The organism is Ruegeria sp. CH5 (assembly GCF_056537025.1).
This window is the reverse complement of the sequence record NZ_JBQFQT010000001.1, coordinates 199,573-213,347: the sequence shown is the minus strand read 5'-3', so window position 1 is coordinate 213,347 and position 13,775 is coordinate 199,573. Positions and strand designations below refer to the sequence as shown.

At 62.9% G+C, this 13,775-nt stretch carries 13 protein-coding genes; 3 read left to right on the top strand and 10 right to left on the bottom strand.

Translation table 11 applies throughout. The features are described from left to right. Positions 1 to 70: 70 nt before the first annotated feature. From ACR0JC_RS01020 to ACR0JC_RS00990, 7 genes are all read right to left on the bottom strand, one after another. Complete coding sequence (locus ACR0JC_RS01020) at positions 71 to 1,060, bottom strand: ABC transporter substrate-binding protein (RefSeq protein WP_093961809.1); 990 nt, start codon at positions 1,058 to 1,060, stop codon at positions 71 to 73. A 63-nt stretch (positions 1,061 to 1,123) separates the two neighbouring features. Further along, a complete protein-coding gene (locus ACR0JC_RS01015) occupies positions 1,124 to 1,969 on the bottom strand; it encodes an ABC transporter permease (protein WP_170339624.1) in 846 nt (281 codons plus the stop codon). Next, a complete protein-coding gene (locus ACR0JC_RS01010; protein WP_170339626.1) occupies positions 1,966 to 2,883 on the bottom strand; it encodes an ABC transporter permease in 918 nt (305 codons plus the stop codon). The genes ACR0JC_RS01015 and ACR0JC_RS01010 overlap by 4 nt, the downstream gene beginning before the upstream one ends. Continuing rightward, on the bottom strand, positions 2,880 to 3,311 hold the full coding sequence (locus ACR0JC_RS01005; protein WP_170339628.1) for a GNAT family N-acetyltransferase: 432 nt from the start codon (positions 3,309 to 3,311) through the stop codon (positions 2,880 to 2,882). The genes ACR0JC_RS01010 and ACR0JC_RS01005 overlap by 4 nt, the downstream gene beginning before the upstream one ends. Beyond that, positions 3,311 to 4,108 carry an ABC transporter ATP-binding protein gene (locus ACR0JC_RS01000; RefSeq protein WP_170339630.1) on the bottom strand — a complete coding sequence of 266 codons (798 nt, stop codon included), beginning with the start codon at positions 4,106 to 4,108 and terminating at the stop codon, positions 3,311 to 3,313. Before ACR0JC_RS01000 ends, ACR0JC_RS01005 begins: the two co-directional genes overlap by 1 nt. 51 nt (positions 4,109 to 4,159) lie before the next feature. Beyond that, positions 4,160 to 5,614 carry a dihydropyrimidinase gene (gene hydA / locus ACR0JC_RS00995; protein ID WP_170339632.1) on the bottom strand — a complete coding sequence of 485 codons (1,455 nt, stop codon included), beginning with the start codon at positions 5,612 to 5,614 and terminating at the stop codon, positions 4,160 to 4,162. Between the two features lie 72 nt (positions 5,615 to 5,686). After that, positions 5,687 to 6,937 carry a Zn-dependent hydrolase gene (locus tag ACR0JC_RS00990; protein ID WP_170339634.1) on the bottom strand — a complete coding sequence of 417 codons (1,251 nt, stop codon included), beginning with the start codon at positions 6,935 to 6,937 and terminating at the stop codon, positions 5,687 to 5,689. Positions 6,938 to 7,108: 171 nt separating this feature from the next. On the opposite strand from ACR0JC_RS00990, the gene ACR0JC_RS00985 reads away from it, so the two are divergent. Then, positions 7,109 to 7,717, top strand: coding sequence for a TetR family transcriptional regulator C-terminal domain-containing protein (locus tag ACR0JC_RS00985; RefSeq protein ID WP_093961802.1), 609 nt, complete (start codon positions 7,109 to 7,111; stop codon positions 7,715 to 7,717). Positions 7,718 to 7,760: 43 nt separating this feature from the next. On the opposite strand, the gene preA is transcribed toward ACR0JC_RS00985, so the two are convergent. The 3 genes from preA to ACR0JC_RS00970 form a co-directional block, all read right to left on the bottom strand. After that, complete coding sequence (gene preA, locus ACR0JC_RS00980) at positions 7,761 to 9,065, bottom strand: NAD-dependent dihydropyrimidine dehydrogenase subunit PreA (protein WP_170339636.1); 1,305 nt, start codon at positions 9,063 to 9,065, stop codon at positions 7,761 to 7,763. A 69-nt stretch (positions 9,066 to 9,134) separates the two neighbouring features. Next, entirely contained in the window at positions 9,135 to 10,469 is a 1,335-nt protein-coding gene (locus ACR0JC_RS00975; protein WP_170339638.1) for an NAD(P)-dependent oxidoreductase, read from the bottom strand. Between the two features lie 159 nt (positions 10,470 to 10,628). After that, positions 10,629 to 11,261, bottom strand: a complete 633-nt coding sequence (locus ACR0JC_RS00970; RefSeq protein ID WP_170339640.1) for a cupin domain-containing protein — start codon at positions 11,259 to 11,261, stop codon at positions 10,629 to 10,631. Positions 11,262 to 11,412: 151 nt separating this feature from the next. Here ACR0JC_RS00970 and ACR0JC_RS00965 point away from each other — a divergent pair, with 151 nt between their 5' ends. After that, entirely contained in the window at positions 11,413 to 12,408 is a 996-nt protein-coding gene (locus tag ACR0JC_RS00965; protein WP_170339642.1) for a hypothetical protein, read from the top strand. Between the two features lie 72 nt (positions 12,409 to 12,480). Beyond that, complete coding sequence (locus ACR0JC_RS00960; RefSeq protein WP_170339646.1) at positions 12,481 to 13,773, top strand: O-acetylhomoserine aminocarboxypropyltransferase/cysteine synthase family protein; 1,293 nt, start codon at positions 12,481 to 12,483, stop codon at positions 13,771 to 13,773. Positions 13,774 to 13,775 lie beyond the last annotated feature (2 nt).

Sequence of the window (13,775 nt, the reverse complement as noted above, 5' to 3'; positions counted from 1 at the left end):
ATTCCGACATCCGCAAAAACAAACGCGGCCCACAGGGGGCCGCGCTGAATTGTTGCCATGGTACAGCCAATCAGTTCAGGGCTGCATCCGTGATCTGGCTGGTCCACGCGCCTTCGGGCTTTTTAGTGATCACCGGGTCCGAGCCGCCGGCCAGCAGCGTGTTCACCGTGCGCTCGAAATCAGCCGGATCCAACGCGCCATTCGAACCGGCGGTCAGCTTGGCGATTTCGCCCATCATGCGCTTCTGGTGTTCCTCGGTCTGAGCACCGGTCGCATCGTTCTCCAACACGATTTCGGCGGCTTCGTCCGGGTTCTCCTCGGCGTATTTCCAGCCTTTCATCGAAGCGCGCACAAAGCGTTCCATCTTGTCGACGAAGGCCGGGTCGCTGAGGTTTTCTTCAAGCACGTACAGGCCATCTTCCAGCGTGGCAACGCCCTGGTCTTCATACTTGAAGGTCACCAGTTCGTCGGGGCTGACGCCGGCGTCGATCACCTGCCAGTATTCATTGTAGGTCATGGTGCTGATGCAATCGGCCTGACGCTGCAGCAGCGGGTCGACGTTGAAGCCCTGCTTCAGAACCTCGACGCCGTTCTCGCTCTTGCCGCCGGTGTCGATGCCCAGCTGGCTCATCCAGCTCATGAACGGGAATTCATTGCCGAAGAACCAGACGCCCAGCGTGCGGTTCTTGAGGTCCTCGGGCGAGGAAATGCCCGCGTCCTTCCAGCAGGTCAGCATCATGCCCGAGCTCTTGAAGGGCTGCGCAATGTTTACCAGCGGCAGGCCCTTTTCGCGTGCGGCCAACGCGGCGGGCATCCATTCCACGGTGACATCAGCGCCACCGCCCGCGATCACCTGCGTGGGCGCGATGTCGGGGCCGCCGGGCAGGATGGTGACGTCCAGCCCCTCTTCTTCGTAGAACCCCTTGTCCTTGGCGACGTAGTAGCCCGCGAACTGGGCTTGGGTGACCCATTTCAACTGCAGCGTCACCTCGTCTGCGGCAAAGGCCGAACTTGCGGCGAATCCTAGGGCGGCTATGGCCCCGGTCAGTAGCTTGTTCATCTTCATCTTCTCCTAGTTGCTAGTGCTGCCCCGTTTTCGGGGTCTGTTGAATTGTTGTTCCGCTTAACTGCGTTGTGACGGGTGCCAGAAGGTCACCAATTTCTCGATCATGGCGACCAGACCATAGAACGCGGTTCCGGCCAGTGCCGCGACCACGATTTCCGCCCAGACCATGTCCAGCGACAATTGCCCGACACTGGTCGAGATCCGGAACCCCATGCCCAAGGTGGGCGAGCCGAAGAACTCTGCCACGATAGCGCCGATCAGGGCCAGCGTGGTGGAAATTTTCAACCCGTTGAAAATAAACGGCATGGCCGCGGGCAGCCGCAGCTTCAGAAAGCTTTGCCAATAGGTTGCGGCATAGGTCTCCATCAGGTCGCGCTGCATTGCGGTGGCCTCGCGCAGGCCGGCCACCGTGTTCACCAGCATCGGGAAAAAGACCATCACCACGACCACAGCAGCCTTCGAATGCCAGTCGAACCCGAACCACATTACAAGGATCGGCGCGGTACCCACGATCGGCAGCGCGGCCACGAAATTGCCCACCGGCAGCAGGCCCAGGCGCAGGAAGTCCCACCGGTCCACGGCGATTGCCATCAGGAAGGCGGCGCCGCACCCGATGACATAGCCGCTGAGCGCGCCTTTGATGATGGTCTGCACGAAATCGGCCCACAGGATCGGCAGGCTGTCCCAGAACCGGTCCCAGATCACCGAAGGCGCGGGCAGGATGACCAGAGGCACCTCGAGCCCGCGCACCAGCAATTCCCACACCCCGATGACGGTCAGACCGAAGATCAGCGGCGCAAGAATGCGCACCGCCCGCGCGTCGGCATAGGTTCCGCTGGCAAGGCGGGTGTTTAGCCACCAACCGGCCAGCCACAAAAGGATTGCAAGACCGACCATCATCATTGCGCCATCCCCATGCGTTTCAACACCGCCCGCTCGATCAGGCCCAGCAGGCCCACCAGGCAGGCCGCAAGAATGGCCGCGGCAAACAGCGCCGACCAGATCTGCACCGTCTGGCCGTAGTAGCTGCCGGCCAGCAGACGCGCGCCCAGCCCCGCCACGGCGCCGGTCGGCAGTTCGCCGACGATGGCCCCCACCAGCGACGCGGCGATCCCGATCTTGAGAGAGGCGAACAGATAGGGCATCGAGGCCGGCAGGCGCAGTTTCCAGAACGCCTGCCCGTTGCTTGCATTATAGGTGCGCAGCAGGTCCAACTGCATCGCGTCAGGACTGCGCAGGCCCTTGACCATGCCCACGACCACCGGGAAGAAGCTCAGATAGGCCGAGATCACCGCCTTGGGGATGATCCCCTGAATGCCGATCGAATACAGCACCACGATGATCATCGGCGCCAACGCGATGATGGGAATGGTCTGGCTGACGATGGCCCAGGGCATGACCGACAGGTCCATCACCCGGCTGTGCACGATCCCCACCGCCAGCAGGATGCCCAGCCCCGTGCCGATGGCAAAGCCAAGAATCGTCGCGCTGAGCGTCACCCAGCCGTGATAGACCAGCGACCGTTTCGAGGTGATCTTCTTCTGAACCGTGGTCTCCCACAGCTCGATGCCCACCTGATGCGGCGCGGGCAGACGCGGCCGGTCCTGCGCCCAGGTCGCCGGAATGGCAAAGCTGTTGCGCAGCGCCAGGCCGATTTCCCCCATGTCGCGGCGGTCTTTGGCCGAGGGCGGAACCACTTCGGCCCCGGCCCGTTCCTGTTCGGTCAGAACGCCCTTGATGTTCATCGGAATGCAGGCCGCGTACCAGATGACGACGATGGCCAACAGAACGGTCAGAACGGCAACAAGCTGCTTCATGCGTGCCACTCCATCCGCACCACGGGGACGGTCTCGGGCGGCGTTGCGGCCTCGGTCCCGGTTTCGACAAAACCCTCTCGGCGATAGAACCGTTGCGCGGCGACATTCGGTTGATGGGCCGTCAGCCACAGAAAGCTGCGCCCCTGTTTTGCCCGGTCCAGCAGGCGCTTGCCGATGCCCTGCCTGGTCCGCAGGCAATACAGCGCCCCGACCTTCTGCGCCGCGGGATCGACCGACATGTAGCAATCGACGGGTTCGCCCACGACCCACATCTCGCGGTCCGGGAAGGCCTGCACGATCAGCGACTCCAATTCCTGCTGGGGCAATTCATCCGTCATCCACTCGGTCTGGCGGACCCAGGCCGAGACCACCGCCGCGCAGGCCGGCACATCCGCCTCGGTCGCGCGTCTGATGTCATCCCTGCCCATCACACATCGTCCCCGTGCCCGGCGCGCAGCCCTTCGCGCACGCGATGCGCGACCTCTATGAATTCGGGCGTGTCGCGGATGTCCAGCGGCCGTTCCCTAGGCAGCGGGCTGTCGATAACATCGGTAATCCGCCCGGGGCGCGGGCTCATCACCACGATCTTGGTGCTCAGATACACCGCCTCGGGGATCGAGTGGGTGACAAACCCAATCGTCTTGCCGGTGCGCGCCCACAGCGCCAGAAGCTGTTCGTTGAGGTGATCGCGCACGATCTCGTCCAGTGCGCCGAAAGGCTCATCCATCAACAGAATATCGGCGTCGAAGGCCAGTGCCCGGGCGATGCTGGCCCGTTGCTGCATCCCACCCGAAAGCTGCCAGGGGAATTTTCCACCAAAACCTGCAAGATCAACAAGTTCCAGAACGTTATTCACACGTTCTTCCTGCTCCTGCGCCGAATATCCCATGATCTCGAGCGGCAGTTTGATGTTCTTGGCGATGGTCCGCCACGGGTACAGGCCCGCCGCCTGAAACACATAGCCATAGGCCCGGTTTCGGCGAGCCTCGTCCGGGGTCATGCCGTTGACGGTCAGCGTGCCGCCCGTAGGTGTCTCCAGCGCAGCGACACAGCGCAGAAAGGTTGTCTTGCCGCAGCCCGAAGGGCCGATGAAACTGACGAATTCGCCCTTGTCGATCGCCAGGTTCACGTCCTTGAGGGCGTGCACTGGTCCGTCATTGGTCTGGAAGGTCAGGTCGAGATTCTTTGCCTCGATCACGGGCTGGGTATTGCTTTCCGATGTCATCCTACTGCCTTGAAGTTTTGGCTTTTTCGCCCGTTCGGTAACCTTCGCGCATCACACCCCCGTCGCCGGTATGCCTGACCGCTCCACCGGGCGCGGGGCGGTTAGCTCTTTCCAGGTGCTCAGCGCTTTGTTCACGGTAGTGTTGGCCTCGCGCGCGACGAATTTGCCGTGGCCTTCCTGCGTTCGGATCTCGCCATCATGCACCGCGACCTGTCCACGGGTCAGGGTAAAGCGCGGCAGGCCCTTGACCTCGTGCCCCTCGAACACGTTGTAGTCGATCGCCGACTGCTGCGTCGCCGCGCTGATGGTCTTGGTCTTTTCCGGGTCCCACACCACCAGATCGGCATCCGCGCCCACCAGCACGGCACCCTTTTTCGGATAGCAGTTCAGTATCTTGGCGATATTTGTTGAAGTTACGGCAACGAATTCGTTCGGCGTCAGCCGCCCGGTCGCCACGCCATGAGTCCACAGCATCGGCATCCGATCCTCAAGGCCGCCCGTGCCGTTGGGTATCTTGGTGAAATCGCCCACGCCGAACCGTTTCTGCTCGGTCGTGAAGGCGCAGTGGTCGGTGGCCACCACGCTCAGCGAGCCCGACTGAAGCCCCGCCCACAGGCTGTCCTGATGCTGTTTGTTGCGGAACGGCGGGCTCATTACCCGGCGCGCGGCGTGATCCCAATCGGGATGCGCATATTCGCTGTCGTCCAGCGTCAGGTGCTGGATCAGCGGCTCGCCCCAGACGCGCTTGCCCTGCATCCGAGCCCGGCGGATGGCCTCATGCGCCTCTTCGCACGAGGTGTGCACCACATAGAGCGGCACCCCGGCCATGTCGGCGATCATGATGGCGCGGTTGGTGGCCTCGCCCTCGACCTGCGGCGGACGCGAATAGGCATGGGCCTCGGGGCCGGTATTGCCTTCGGCCAGCAGCTTGGCCTGCAACTCGGCCACCACGTCGCCGTTCTCGGCATGGACCATCGCGATCCCGCCCAGCTCGGCAAGCCGCTTGAACGAGGCAAACAGCTCGTCGTCATTGACCATCAGGGCGCCTTTGTAGGCCATGAAATGCTTGAAGGTGTTGATGCCCCGCTGTTCGATCACGGTTTTCAGATCGTCGAACACCTGTTCGCCCCACCACGTCACGGCCATGTGGAAGGAATAATCGCAATTGGCGCGGGTCGATTTGTTGTCCCAGCGTTTGAGCGCATCCAGCAGGCTTTCGCCCGGGTTCGGCAGGGCAAAATCCACCACCATGGTCGTGCCGCCGGCCAGCGCCGCGCGGGTGCCGCTTTCGAAGTCATCGCTGGAATAGGTTCCCATGAACGGCATTTCCAGATGCGTGTGCGGGTCGATCCCGCCGGGCATGACGTAACAGCCGGTCGCGTCCAGTTGCTCGTCCCCCTTCAGATCTGGCCCGATCTCGGTGATCACGCCGCCTTCGATCTTGACGTCGGCCTTGTAGGTCAGATCCGCAGTGACGACGGTTCCGTTCTTGATGACTGTGCTCATGTTCAACTCCCTGCGGGCGCGTCTGTTGCGCCTCTCTTGGTTTTCCGGTGGATTGAGGGCGCGCGGCCCCGGCTACTCCACGATCTCGGCGGTTTCGACGACCGCGTGGAACAGAACATCCGCCCCGGCGGTTGCCCATTCCTTGCTGATTTCCTCGGCCTCGTTGTGGCTCAGGCCATCCACGCAGGGGCACATCACCATCGCGGTCGGCGCCACGCGGTTGATCCAGCAGGCATCATGCCCCGCGCCCGAGATGATGTTGGTGTGCGAATAGCCCAGCCGCTCGGCCGCGTTGCGCACGGCGGCGACGCAGGTTTCGTCGAATTTCACCGGGTCGAACCCGCCGACCTTCTCAAACTCGACCTGCAGGCCCATCTCATCCACGATGTCCTCGGCGGCGACGCGCAGGCGGTTCTCCATGTCCTTGATGACATCCAACTCGGGCGAGCGGAAATCGACCGTGAACACCACCTTGCCCGGGATCACGTTGCGCGAGTTCGGATAGACGTCGATATGCCCGGCAGCCCCCACGGCATGAGGCGCGTGCGACCAGGCGATCTCGTCCACCTTTTCAAGAATGCGCGCCATCGCCAGCCCGGCGTTCTTGCGCATCGGCATCGGGGTCGATCCGGTATGCGCGTCTTTGCCGGTCACGGTCACCTGGGTCCAGCTGAGGCCCTGCCCATGGGTGACGACGCCGATATCCTTGCCCTCGGCCTCGAGGATCGGGCCCTGTTCGATATGCAACTCAAAGAAGGCATGCATCTTGCGGGCCCCGACCTCTTCGTCGCCGCGCCAGCCGATGCGCTGCAATTCGTCGCCGAATTTCTTGCCCTCGGCATCCTCGCGGTCATAGGCCCAGTCCTGCGTGTGCATCCCCGCGAACACGCCCGAAGCCAGCATGGCGGGGGCGAAGCGCGTGCCCTCTTCGTTGGTCCAGTTGGTGGCCACGATCGGGTGTTTGGTCTTGATGCCCAGATCGTTCAGGGTGCGGATGATCTCAAGCGCGCCCAGAACCCCCAGCACCCCGTCATACTTGCCGCCCGTCGGCTGCGTATCCAGGTGCGAACCGACATAGACCGGCAGCGCATCGGGGTCGGTGCCGGGGCGTATGGCGAACATGTTGCCCATCTGGTCAAGGCCCATGGTACAGCCGGCCTCTTCGCACCATTTCTGGAACAGCGCGCGGCCCTTGGCATCCTCGTCGGTCAGGGTCTGGCGGTTGTTGCCGCCGGCCACGCCCGGCCCGATCTTGGCCATCTCCATCAAGCTGTCCCACAACCTGTCGCCATTGATCCTGAGATTCTGCGCCGGAGCTGCCATGTTCGTCTTCCCTGTTGCTTGCGATTTGGCTCGCTTTTGGTGTCTTGATTTGACCATCTGGTCAAACTCACGCTATCACGGGTTCGACATCAGTCAAGAAATTGCATCGCACCGATGCAAAAATCGGCATATTCAACACCTGCTTGTTCGAAAAAGAGACGCCCTGCATACATGCCCAAAGACCGCGCCCCGACCCGAATTCAGAAAAAGAACCGCGCCGCGATTCTCGAGGCCGCGCTGAACGTGTTTTCGGCCCACGGCTTTCGCGGGGCGACCGTCGATCAGATCGCGGCCGAAGCAGGGCTGAGCAAGCCGAACCTTTTGTATTATTTCCCGTCAAAAGAGGCGATCCACACTGCGCTTCTATCCGGACTGCTAGATACTTGGCTGGCGCCGTTGCACGACCTTGACGAAAACGGCGAGCCGATGGAGGAGATCCTCTCGTACATCAAGCGCAAGCTGCAGATGAGCCGCGAGTTGCCGCGCGAAAGCCGCCTGTTCGCGAACGAGCTGGTGCAGGGCGCGCCCCGTATCCATGACGCCCTGTCGAACGATCTGAAGGCGCTGGTCGATCAGAAGGCGGCCGTTCTGACGCACTGGATGGACCAGGGAAAAATCGCCCGCCTGCACCCGCATCACCTGATCTTTTCGATCTGGGCGCTGACCCAGCACTATGCGGATTTTGATGTTCAGGTGCGCGCGATCCTGGGCGACGAAGACCCGTTCGAAGGGGCCGCGCCTTTCATCGACACCCTGTACCGTAAATTGCTGACCCCATGAAAAAAGGGCCGCAGCGCGGCCCCTTTTGGTGATCTGACGCCGGTCACTCGGCGGCCTTGGCCATCGGGTTGTTCGGGTGGGTCGTCCAGTTGGCATAGTCCGACTGAACCACCTTGCCGGTGCGCGGATCGACCTCGCCCGCCGCCATCGGCACCATCGAGATGCAGCCCTCGACCGGGCAGACATCCACGCACAGGTTGCAGGCCACGCATTCCTCGTCGATCACCTCGAACAAGCGGTCGGGCGACATCGAAATGGCCTGATGGCTGGTATCCTCGCAGGCCGCATAGCAGCGGCCGCACTTGATGCACTGATCCTGATCGATCTTGGCCTTGGCGACGTAGTTCAGGTTCAGATACTGCCAGTCGGTCACGTTCGGGACGGCCCGCCCGACGATTTCCGAGACGTTGGAGTATCCCTTCTCGTCCATCCACTGCGACAGGCCCGCCGTCAGTTCGTCGATGATCTTGAACCCATAGGTCATCGCCGCGGTACACACCTGCACCGTGCCACAGCCCAGCGCCATGAACTCGGCCGCGTCGCGCCATGTGGTCACCCCGCCGATGCCCGAGATCGGCAGGCCTTGGGTCGCCTCGGCGCGGGCGATCTCGGAGACCATCGACAGGGCGATGGGCTTGACCGCCGGGCCGCAATAGCCGCCGTGGCTGCCTTTGCCGTCGATCGAAGGCTCAGGGCTGAACGTGTCCAGATTGACACTGGTGATCGAGTTGATCGTGTTGATCAGCGACACCGCATCGGCCCCGCCATTCTTGGCCGCAGCCGCCGGCTTGCGAATGTCCGTGATGTTGGGCGTCAGCTTCACGATCACCGGGCGGTCATAGTATTTCTTGCACCAGCGGGTGACCATTTCGATGTATTCGGGCACCTGCCCCACGGCCGAGCCCATGCCGCGCTCGCTCATCCCGTGCGGGCAGCCGAAGTTCAACTCGATCCCGTCGGCGCCGGTTTCAGCGACGCGCGGCAGGATGGCTTTCCAGGCCTCCTCCTCACACGGCACCATGATCGAGGCGATCAGGGCGCGATCCGGGTAATCCGCCTTGACGCGGGCCATCTCCTCGAGGTTCACCTCGAGCGGTCGGTCGGTGATCAGTTCGATGTTGTTGAGGCCCAGCAGACGCCGGTCGGCCCCGTAGATCGCCCCGTAACGGGGGCCGTTCACGTTGACCACCGGCGGCCCTTCGGATCCCAACGTTTTCCACACGACGCCGCCCCATCCGGCCTCGAAGGCGCGGCGGACGTTGTATTCCTTGTCGGTCGGCGGCGCCGAGGCCAGCCAATAGGGGTTGGGGCTTTCGATGCCCAGAAAGTTCGTTTTTAAATCAGCCATTTATCCGGCCTCCCTGATGCGAAGATGCATCTTCGTCTTGTCACACATATTCACGCGCCGACGCCTCGCTCAGGCACTCAGGCTGGCGTGAATGTCCATCGCGGCATCGCGGCCCTCGGCCACTGCGGTCACGGTCAGATCCTCGCCACCTGCGGCACAGTCTCCGCCGGCCCAGACCCCGGGAACCGAGGTGCGGCCGGTAGCGTCAACGGCGATCTTGTTGCCGTCGAGTTCCAAACCTTCCGGAGCACCATCCAAGGTCTGACCGATGGCCTTCAGAACCTGATCCGCAGGCAGGCGAATGGTTTCGCCCGTGCCGGTCAACGTGCCATCTACGGTGGCAGTATACTCCAATTCGATCTCGGCCGCCGCTCCGTTGCCATGGATGGCAACGGGCTGGACGTTGCACAGAATTCGGACGCCGTGGGATGCGGCCAGATCCTGTTCGTAGCGACTGGCGCCCATTGCGTCACGACCGCGGCGATAGGCGATGGTCACATGTTCGGCCCCCAGCAGCTTGGATTTCACCGCGGCATCCACGGCCGTCATTCCACCGCCGATAATCACCACATTTCGGCCTACCGGCAGTTTTGCCAAATCGGATGCTTGCCGAACATCTGCGATGAAGTCGACAGCATTCCTGACGCCGTCCTTGTCCGACCCTTGCGCGCGCAAGGCGTTGACGCCTGCAAGGCCGATTGACAGGAAGACCGCGTCGTAGGCCTCCAACAATCCGTCCAACGAGATCGTGTCGCCCAGGACCGATCCGGTTTCGATCGCGATGCCGCCGATCTTTAGCAGCCAGTCCACCTCGGCCTGGGCAAAGTCATTGGTCGCCTTGTAGGCGGCGATCCCGTATTCGTTCAGCCCGCCGGGTTTGGGTTTCGCCTCATGGATAACCACGTCATGGCCCAACATCGCCAGCCGATGCGCACAGGCCAGCCCCGCCGGCCCTGCCCCGATCACGGCAACGGTCTTGCCGGTGGGGGCCACGCGTGTGAACGGGTGCACACCGGCCTGCATCAGCGTGTCGGTCGCATACCGCTGCAAGCGCCCGATCTCGACCGGCTTGCCCTCGGCTGTTTCGCGCACGCAGGCTTCCTCGCACAGCGTTTCGGTCGGACATACACGGGCGCACATGCCGCCCAGAATGTTCTGATCGAGGATCGTCTTGGCCGCCGATTCCGGTTGTCCCGCCTGAATCTGCCGGATGAACAGCGGAATATCGATGTCGGTCGGGCAGGCCGTCACGCACGGCGCGTCATAGCAGAAATAACACCGATCGGCCGCCACAGCAGCCTCGTGCGGCGCCAGAGGCGGATGCAGATCGGTGAAATTCGAGGTCAGCTCATCGCTGGAAAGCCGTCCGGCGACGATGCCGGGTGCCATCTGGCCCTGTGCCATCACTCTACTCCCTGTAGATATGTTTGTTATTGAGACCAGCTTGCCACAAACAAAAATTTTATCAATTGGTAAAATTTGCCAATTGGTCAAAAAAGAGAAAACCGGGCCGAATGACCCGGTTTTTGGCGGCACTTGCCTGTTTTTCAGGCGAAACCGGCCTCAGACCATGCCGGACAGGTGCCCTGATTTCACCCAGACGCGGGCGCCATCCGGTCCTGCCCCCAATTCGGTGCGCGTTCCGGGCGGCAGCCGCAGCCAGTCCCATCGCGCAAATTCCTCGCCTTGTTCGGTGAAACCGCCGTCGATCACGAAGACCTCGGCCCCGCCGGGCGCGTCAATCGGCACGACCTGACCCGGCGGCGAACTGCGCATTTCGACCGCTTCATGGTCGTCCTTGAACAGCGGCACGTGGTCCGCACCGTTGATCGAGCGGCGCACGGTGGTTCGGTCGTTCGGGTCGAACTGGTGCAGTTTGACCAGGATCGTCGCGCCCTGGCTGGCAGAGGGCGTATGCGACGAGGTCGGCGGGTTGCGGACATAGCTGCCCACCGGGAAATCTCCGGTCTCGTCCTGGAACACGCCGTCCAGAACCAGGTATTCCTCGCCCCCGTCATGGGTGTGGGCGGCAAAGGCGCTGCCGGGGGCAAAGCGCACGATGGTGGTGGCGCGCGCCACCTCGTCGCCGATCCGGTCCAGCATCTTGCGCTCGACCCCGGCGGCGGGCGAAGCCACCCACTCGGTCTGGTCGAAGTGCACCGCCACCCGCTGGGTGAAATCCGCATTGATCCGCATGTTGCGCTCCTGTCTGGCCCTCCCCATCAACATGGGCGTGCCGGGCCCGATTTCAAACACGCGGCGTCAACGGTTTTGACGCGGGTTCAGCGATGCTGTAGGTCGAAACCAACGGCAAGGGGCGGGCAAGCGCCCCGAACGGAAGGCGCAGATGCAGGCAGACCGGCAGAAATTCAACATCCTGATCATCGGGCAGAACAACCGCCTGCAATACGAAGCCGTCCTGTTCGCCGCCTCGCTGCGCCATTGTTCGCCCGGGTTCTCGGGCCGCCTGTTCGTTGGCGTTCCGCAACCCGGCCCGCGCTGGAGCCAGGACCCGAGCATCCGCAACGAGGATGTTTTGAAGGCGCTGAAACAGCTCGATGCCGAGATCCTGCCCTTTTCGTCCGAGGTGTTCGGCCAAAGCTATCCCTACGGCAACAAGATCGAGGCGCTGGCCGCCCTGCCCGAGGGTGAGCCCTTCGTGTTCTTCGACACCGACACGCTGATCACCGGCGACCTGGCCGCCGTGCCGTTCGATTTCGACCGGCCCGGCGCATCTCAGAAGGTCGAGGGCACCTGGCCCAAGCCAACCCTGTACGGGCCTGGCTTCGACGGCATCTGGCGGGCGCTCTATGACCGGTTCGGGCTGGATTTCCAAAGCTCGATCGACCCGACCCAACCGGCGGAATACTGGCGGCGGTACCTGTATTTCAATGCGGGCTATTTCTTTTACAAATGCCCCCGCCAACTCGGCGCGCGGTTTCTGGACTATGCCCGCACCATCCGGGATGGAGAGATCCCCGCCCTGACCGGCCAGAACCTGGACCCTTGGCTGGACCAGGCGGCGCTGCCGCTGGTCATCCACGCGCTTGGCGGCGGGCGCGATGTTCTGCCCGAGGGCCTGCTGGATGGCTCGGTCAGTTGCCACTATCGCCTGTTTCCGCTGCTCTATGCCCGCGAAAGCGACCGGGTGGTCGAGGTGCTGGAAACCGTTGCCGCGCCCAACAAGGTCAAGAAGGTGCTTAAGAACTACGACCCGCTGAAACGGCTGGTCTATCAGGGCAAGGGCGCCAAGATCCGCGCCATGTTCGACCGGGACAACCTGCCCCAGCGCGAGCAGGCCATCCGTAAGGTGATCAAGAACAAGGGGCTGTGGCTGCGCTGACGCGGACATTGTGCCGGGCCCGGCAATCGCCTAGAGATTCTGCAACGCTTATACCCAACAGGAGAGTGACGGATGTCCGACGGCCCCACCTATGGTTTTGATACGCTGCAAATTCACGCGGGCGCCCGCCCCGATCCGGCGACCGGCGCGCGCCAGACCCCGATCTATCAGACCACTGCCTATGTGTTCCGCGATGCCGATCACGCGGCCGCTTTGTTCAACCTGCAAGAGGTCGGCTATATCTACTCGCGCCTGACCAACCCCACGGTGGCAGTTCTGCAAGAGCGGGTGGCGACGCTGGAAGGTGGCGTTGGCGCGGTATGCTGCTCTTCGGGGCACGCGGCGCAGATCATGGCGCTGTTCCCGCTGATGGGGCCGGGCTGCAACGTGGTCGCCTCGACCCGGCTGTATGGCGGGACGGTCACGCAGTTCAGCCAGACCATCAAACGCTTTGGCTGGACGGCCAAATTCGTCGATACCGATGATCTGGATGCGGTTAAGGCCGCCATCGACGACGACACCCGCGCGGTGTTCTGCGAGTCCATCGCCAATCCGGGCGGTTACGTCACCGATATCCGTGCGCTGGCCGATGTGGCCGACGCCGCCGGCATTCCGCTGATCGTCGACAACACCTCGGCCACGCCCTATCTGTGCCGCCCGATCGAGCATGGCGCCACGCTGGTCGTGCATTCGACCACCAAGTACCTGACCGGCAACGGCACGGTCACCGGCGGCTGCATCGTGGATTCGGGCAAGTTCGACTGGTCCGCCAATGACAAGTTTCCCTCGCTCAGCGCGCCGGAGCCTGCCTATCACGGCCTGAAGTTCCACGAAACCTTCGGCCCGCTGGCCTTCACCTTCCACGGTATCGCCGTTGGCCTGCGTGACCTGGGCATGACGATGAACCCGCAGGCAGCGCATTACACGCTGATGGGGATCGAGACGCTCAGCCTGCGCATGCAGCGCCATGTCGAAAACGCCGAAAAGATCGCCGCCTGGCTCGAGAAAGACGACCGCGTGGACTATGTGACCTATGCGGGCCTGCCCTCGTCGCCCTATCACGACCGGGTCAAGAAGCATTACCGCAGAGGCGCCGGGGCCCTGTTCACCTTTGCGGTCAAGGGCGGCTATGACGCCTGCGTCAAGCTGGTGAACGCGCTCGAGATCTTCAGCCACGTCGCCAACCTGGGCGATGCGCGGTCCCTGATCATCCATTCGGCCTCGACCACGCACCGGCAGTTGACCCCCGAACAGCAAGAGGCTGCCGGCGCCGGGCCGAACGTGGTGCGGGTCTCGATCGGGATCGAGGATGCCGACGACCTGATCGCCGATCTCGATCAGGCGCTGTCCAAGGCTTGCGCCTAGGC

What these genes read in the sequence shown, in the direction of transcription:
- ACR0JC_RS01020 (WP_093961809.1), bottom strand. Translation starts at nt 1,060, where the DNA reads ATGAACAAGCTACTGACCGGGGCCATAGCCGCCCTAGGATTCGCCGCA.
- ACR0JC_RS01015 (WP_170339624.1), bottom strand. Translation starts at nt 1,969, where the DNA reads ATGATGATGGTCGGTCTTGCAATCCTTTTGTGGCTGGCCGGTTGGTGG.
- ACR0JC_RS01010 (WP_170339626.1), bottom strand. Translation starts at nt 2,883, where the DNA reads ATGAAGCAGCTTGTTGCCGTTCTGACCGTTCTGTTGGCCATCGTCGTC.
- ACR0JC_RS01005 (WP_170339628.1), bottom strand. Translation starts at nt 3,311, where the DNA reads ATGGGCAGGGATGACATCAGACGCGCGACCGAGGCGGATGTGCCGGCC.
- ACR0JC_RS01000 (WP_170339630.1), bottom strand. Translation starts at nt 4,108, where the DNA reads ATGACATCGGAAAGCAATACCCAGCCCGTGATCGAGGCAAAGAATCTC.
- hydA (WP_170339632.1), bottom strand. Translation starts at nt 5,614, where the DNA reads ATGAGCACAGTCATCAAGAACGGAACCGTCGTCACTGCGGATCTGACC.
- ACR0JC_RS00990 (WP_170339634.1), bottom strand. Translation starts at nt 6,937, where the DNA reads ATGGCAGCTCCGGCGCAGAATCTCAGGATCAATGGCGACAGGTTGTGG.
- ACR0JC_RS00985 (WP_093961802.1), top strand. Translation starts at nt 7,109, where the DNA reads ATGCCCAAAGACCGCGCCCCGACCCGAATTCAGAAAAAGAACCGCGCC.
- preA (WP_170339636.1), bottom strand. Translation starts at nt 9,065, where the DNA reads ATGGCTGATTTAAAAACGAACTTTCTGGGCATCGAAAGCCCCAACCCC.
- ACR0JC_RS00975 (WP_170339638.1), bottom strand. Translation starts at nt 10,469, where the DNA reads ATGGCACAGGGCCAGATGGCACCCGGCATCGTCGCCGGACGGCTTTCC.
- ACR0JC_RS00970 (WP_170339640.1), bottom strand. Translation starts at nt 11,261, where the DNA reads ATGCGGATCAATGCGGATTTCACCCAGCGGGTGGCGGTGCACTTCGAC.
- ACR0JC_RS00965 (WP_170339642.1), top strand. Translation starts at nt 11,413, where the DNA reads ATGCAGGCAGACCGGCAGAAATTCAACATCCTGATCATCGGGCAGAAC.
- ACR0JC_RS00960 (WP_170339646.1), top strand. Translation starts at nt 12,481, where the DNA reads ATGTCCGACGGCCCCACCTATGGTTTTGATACGCTGCAAATTCACGCG.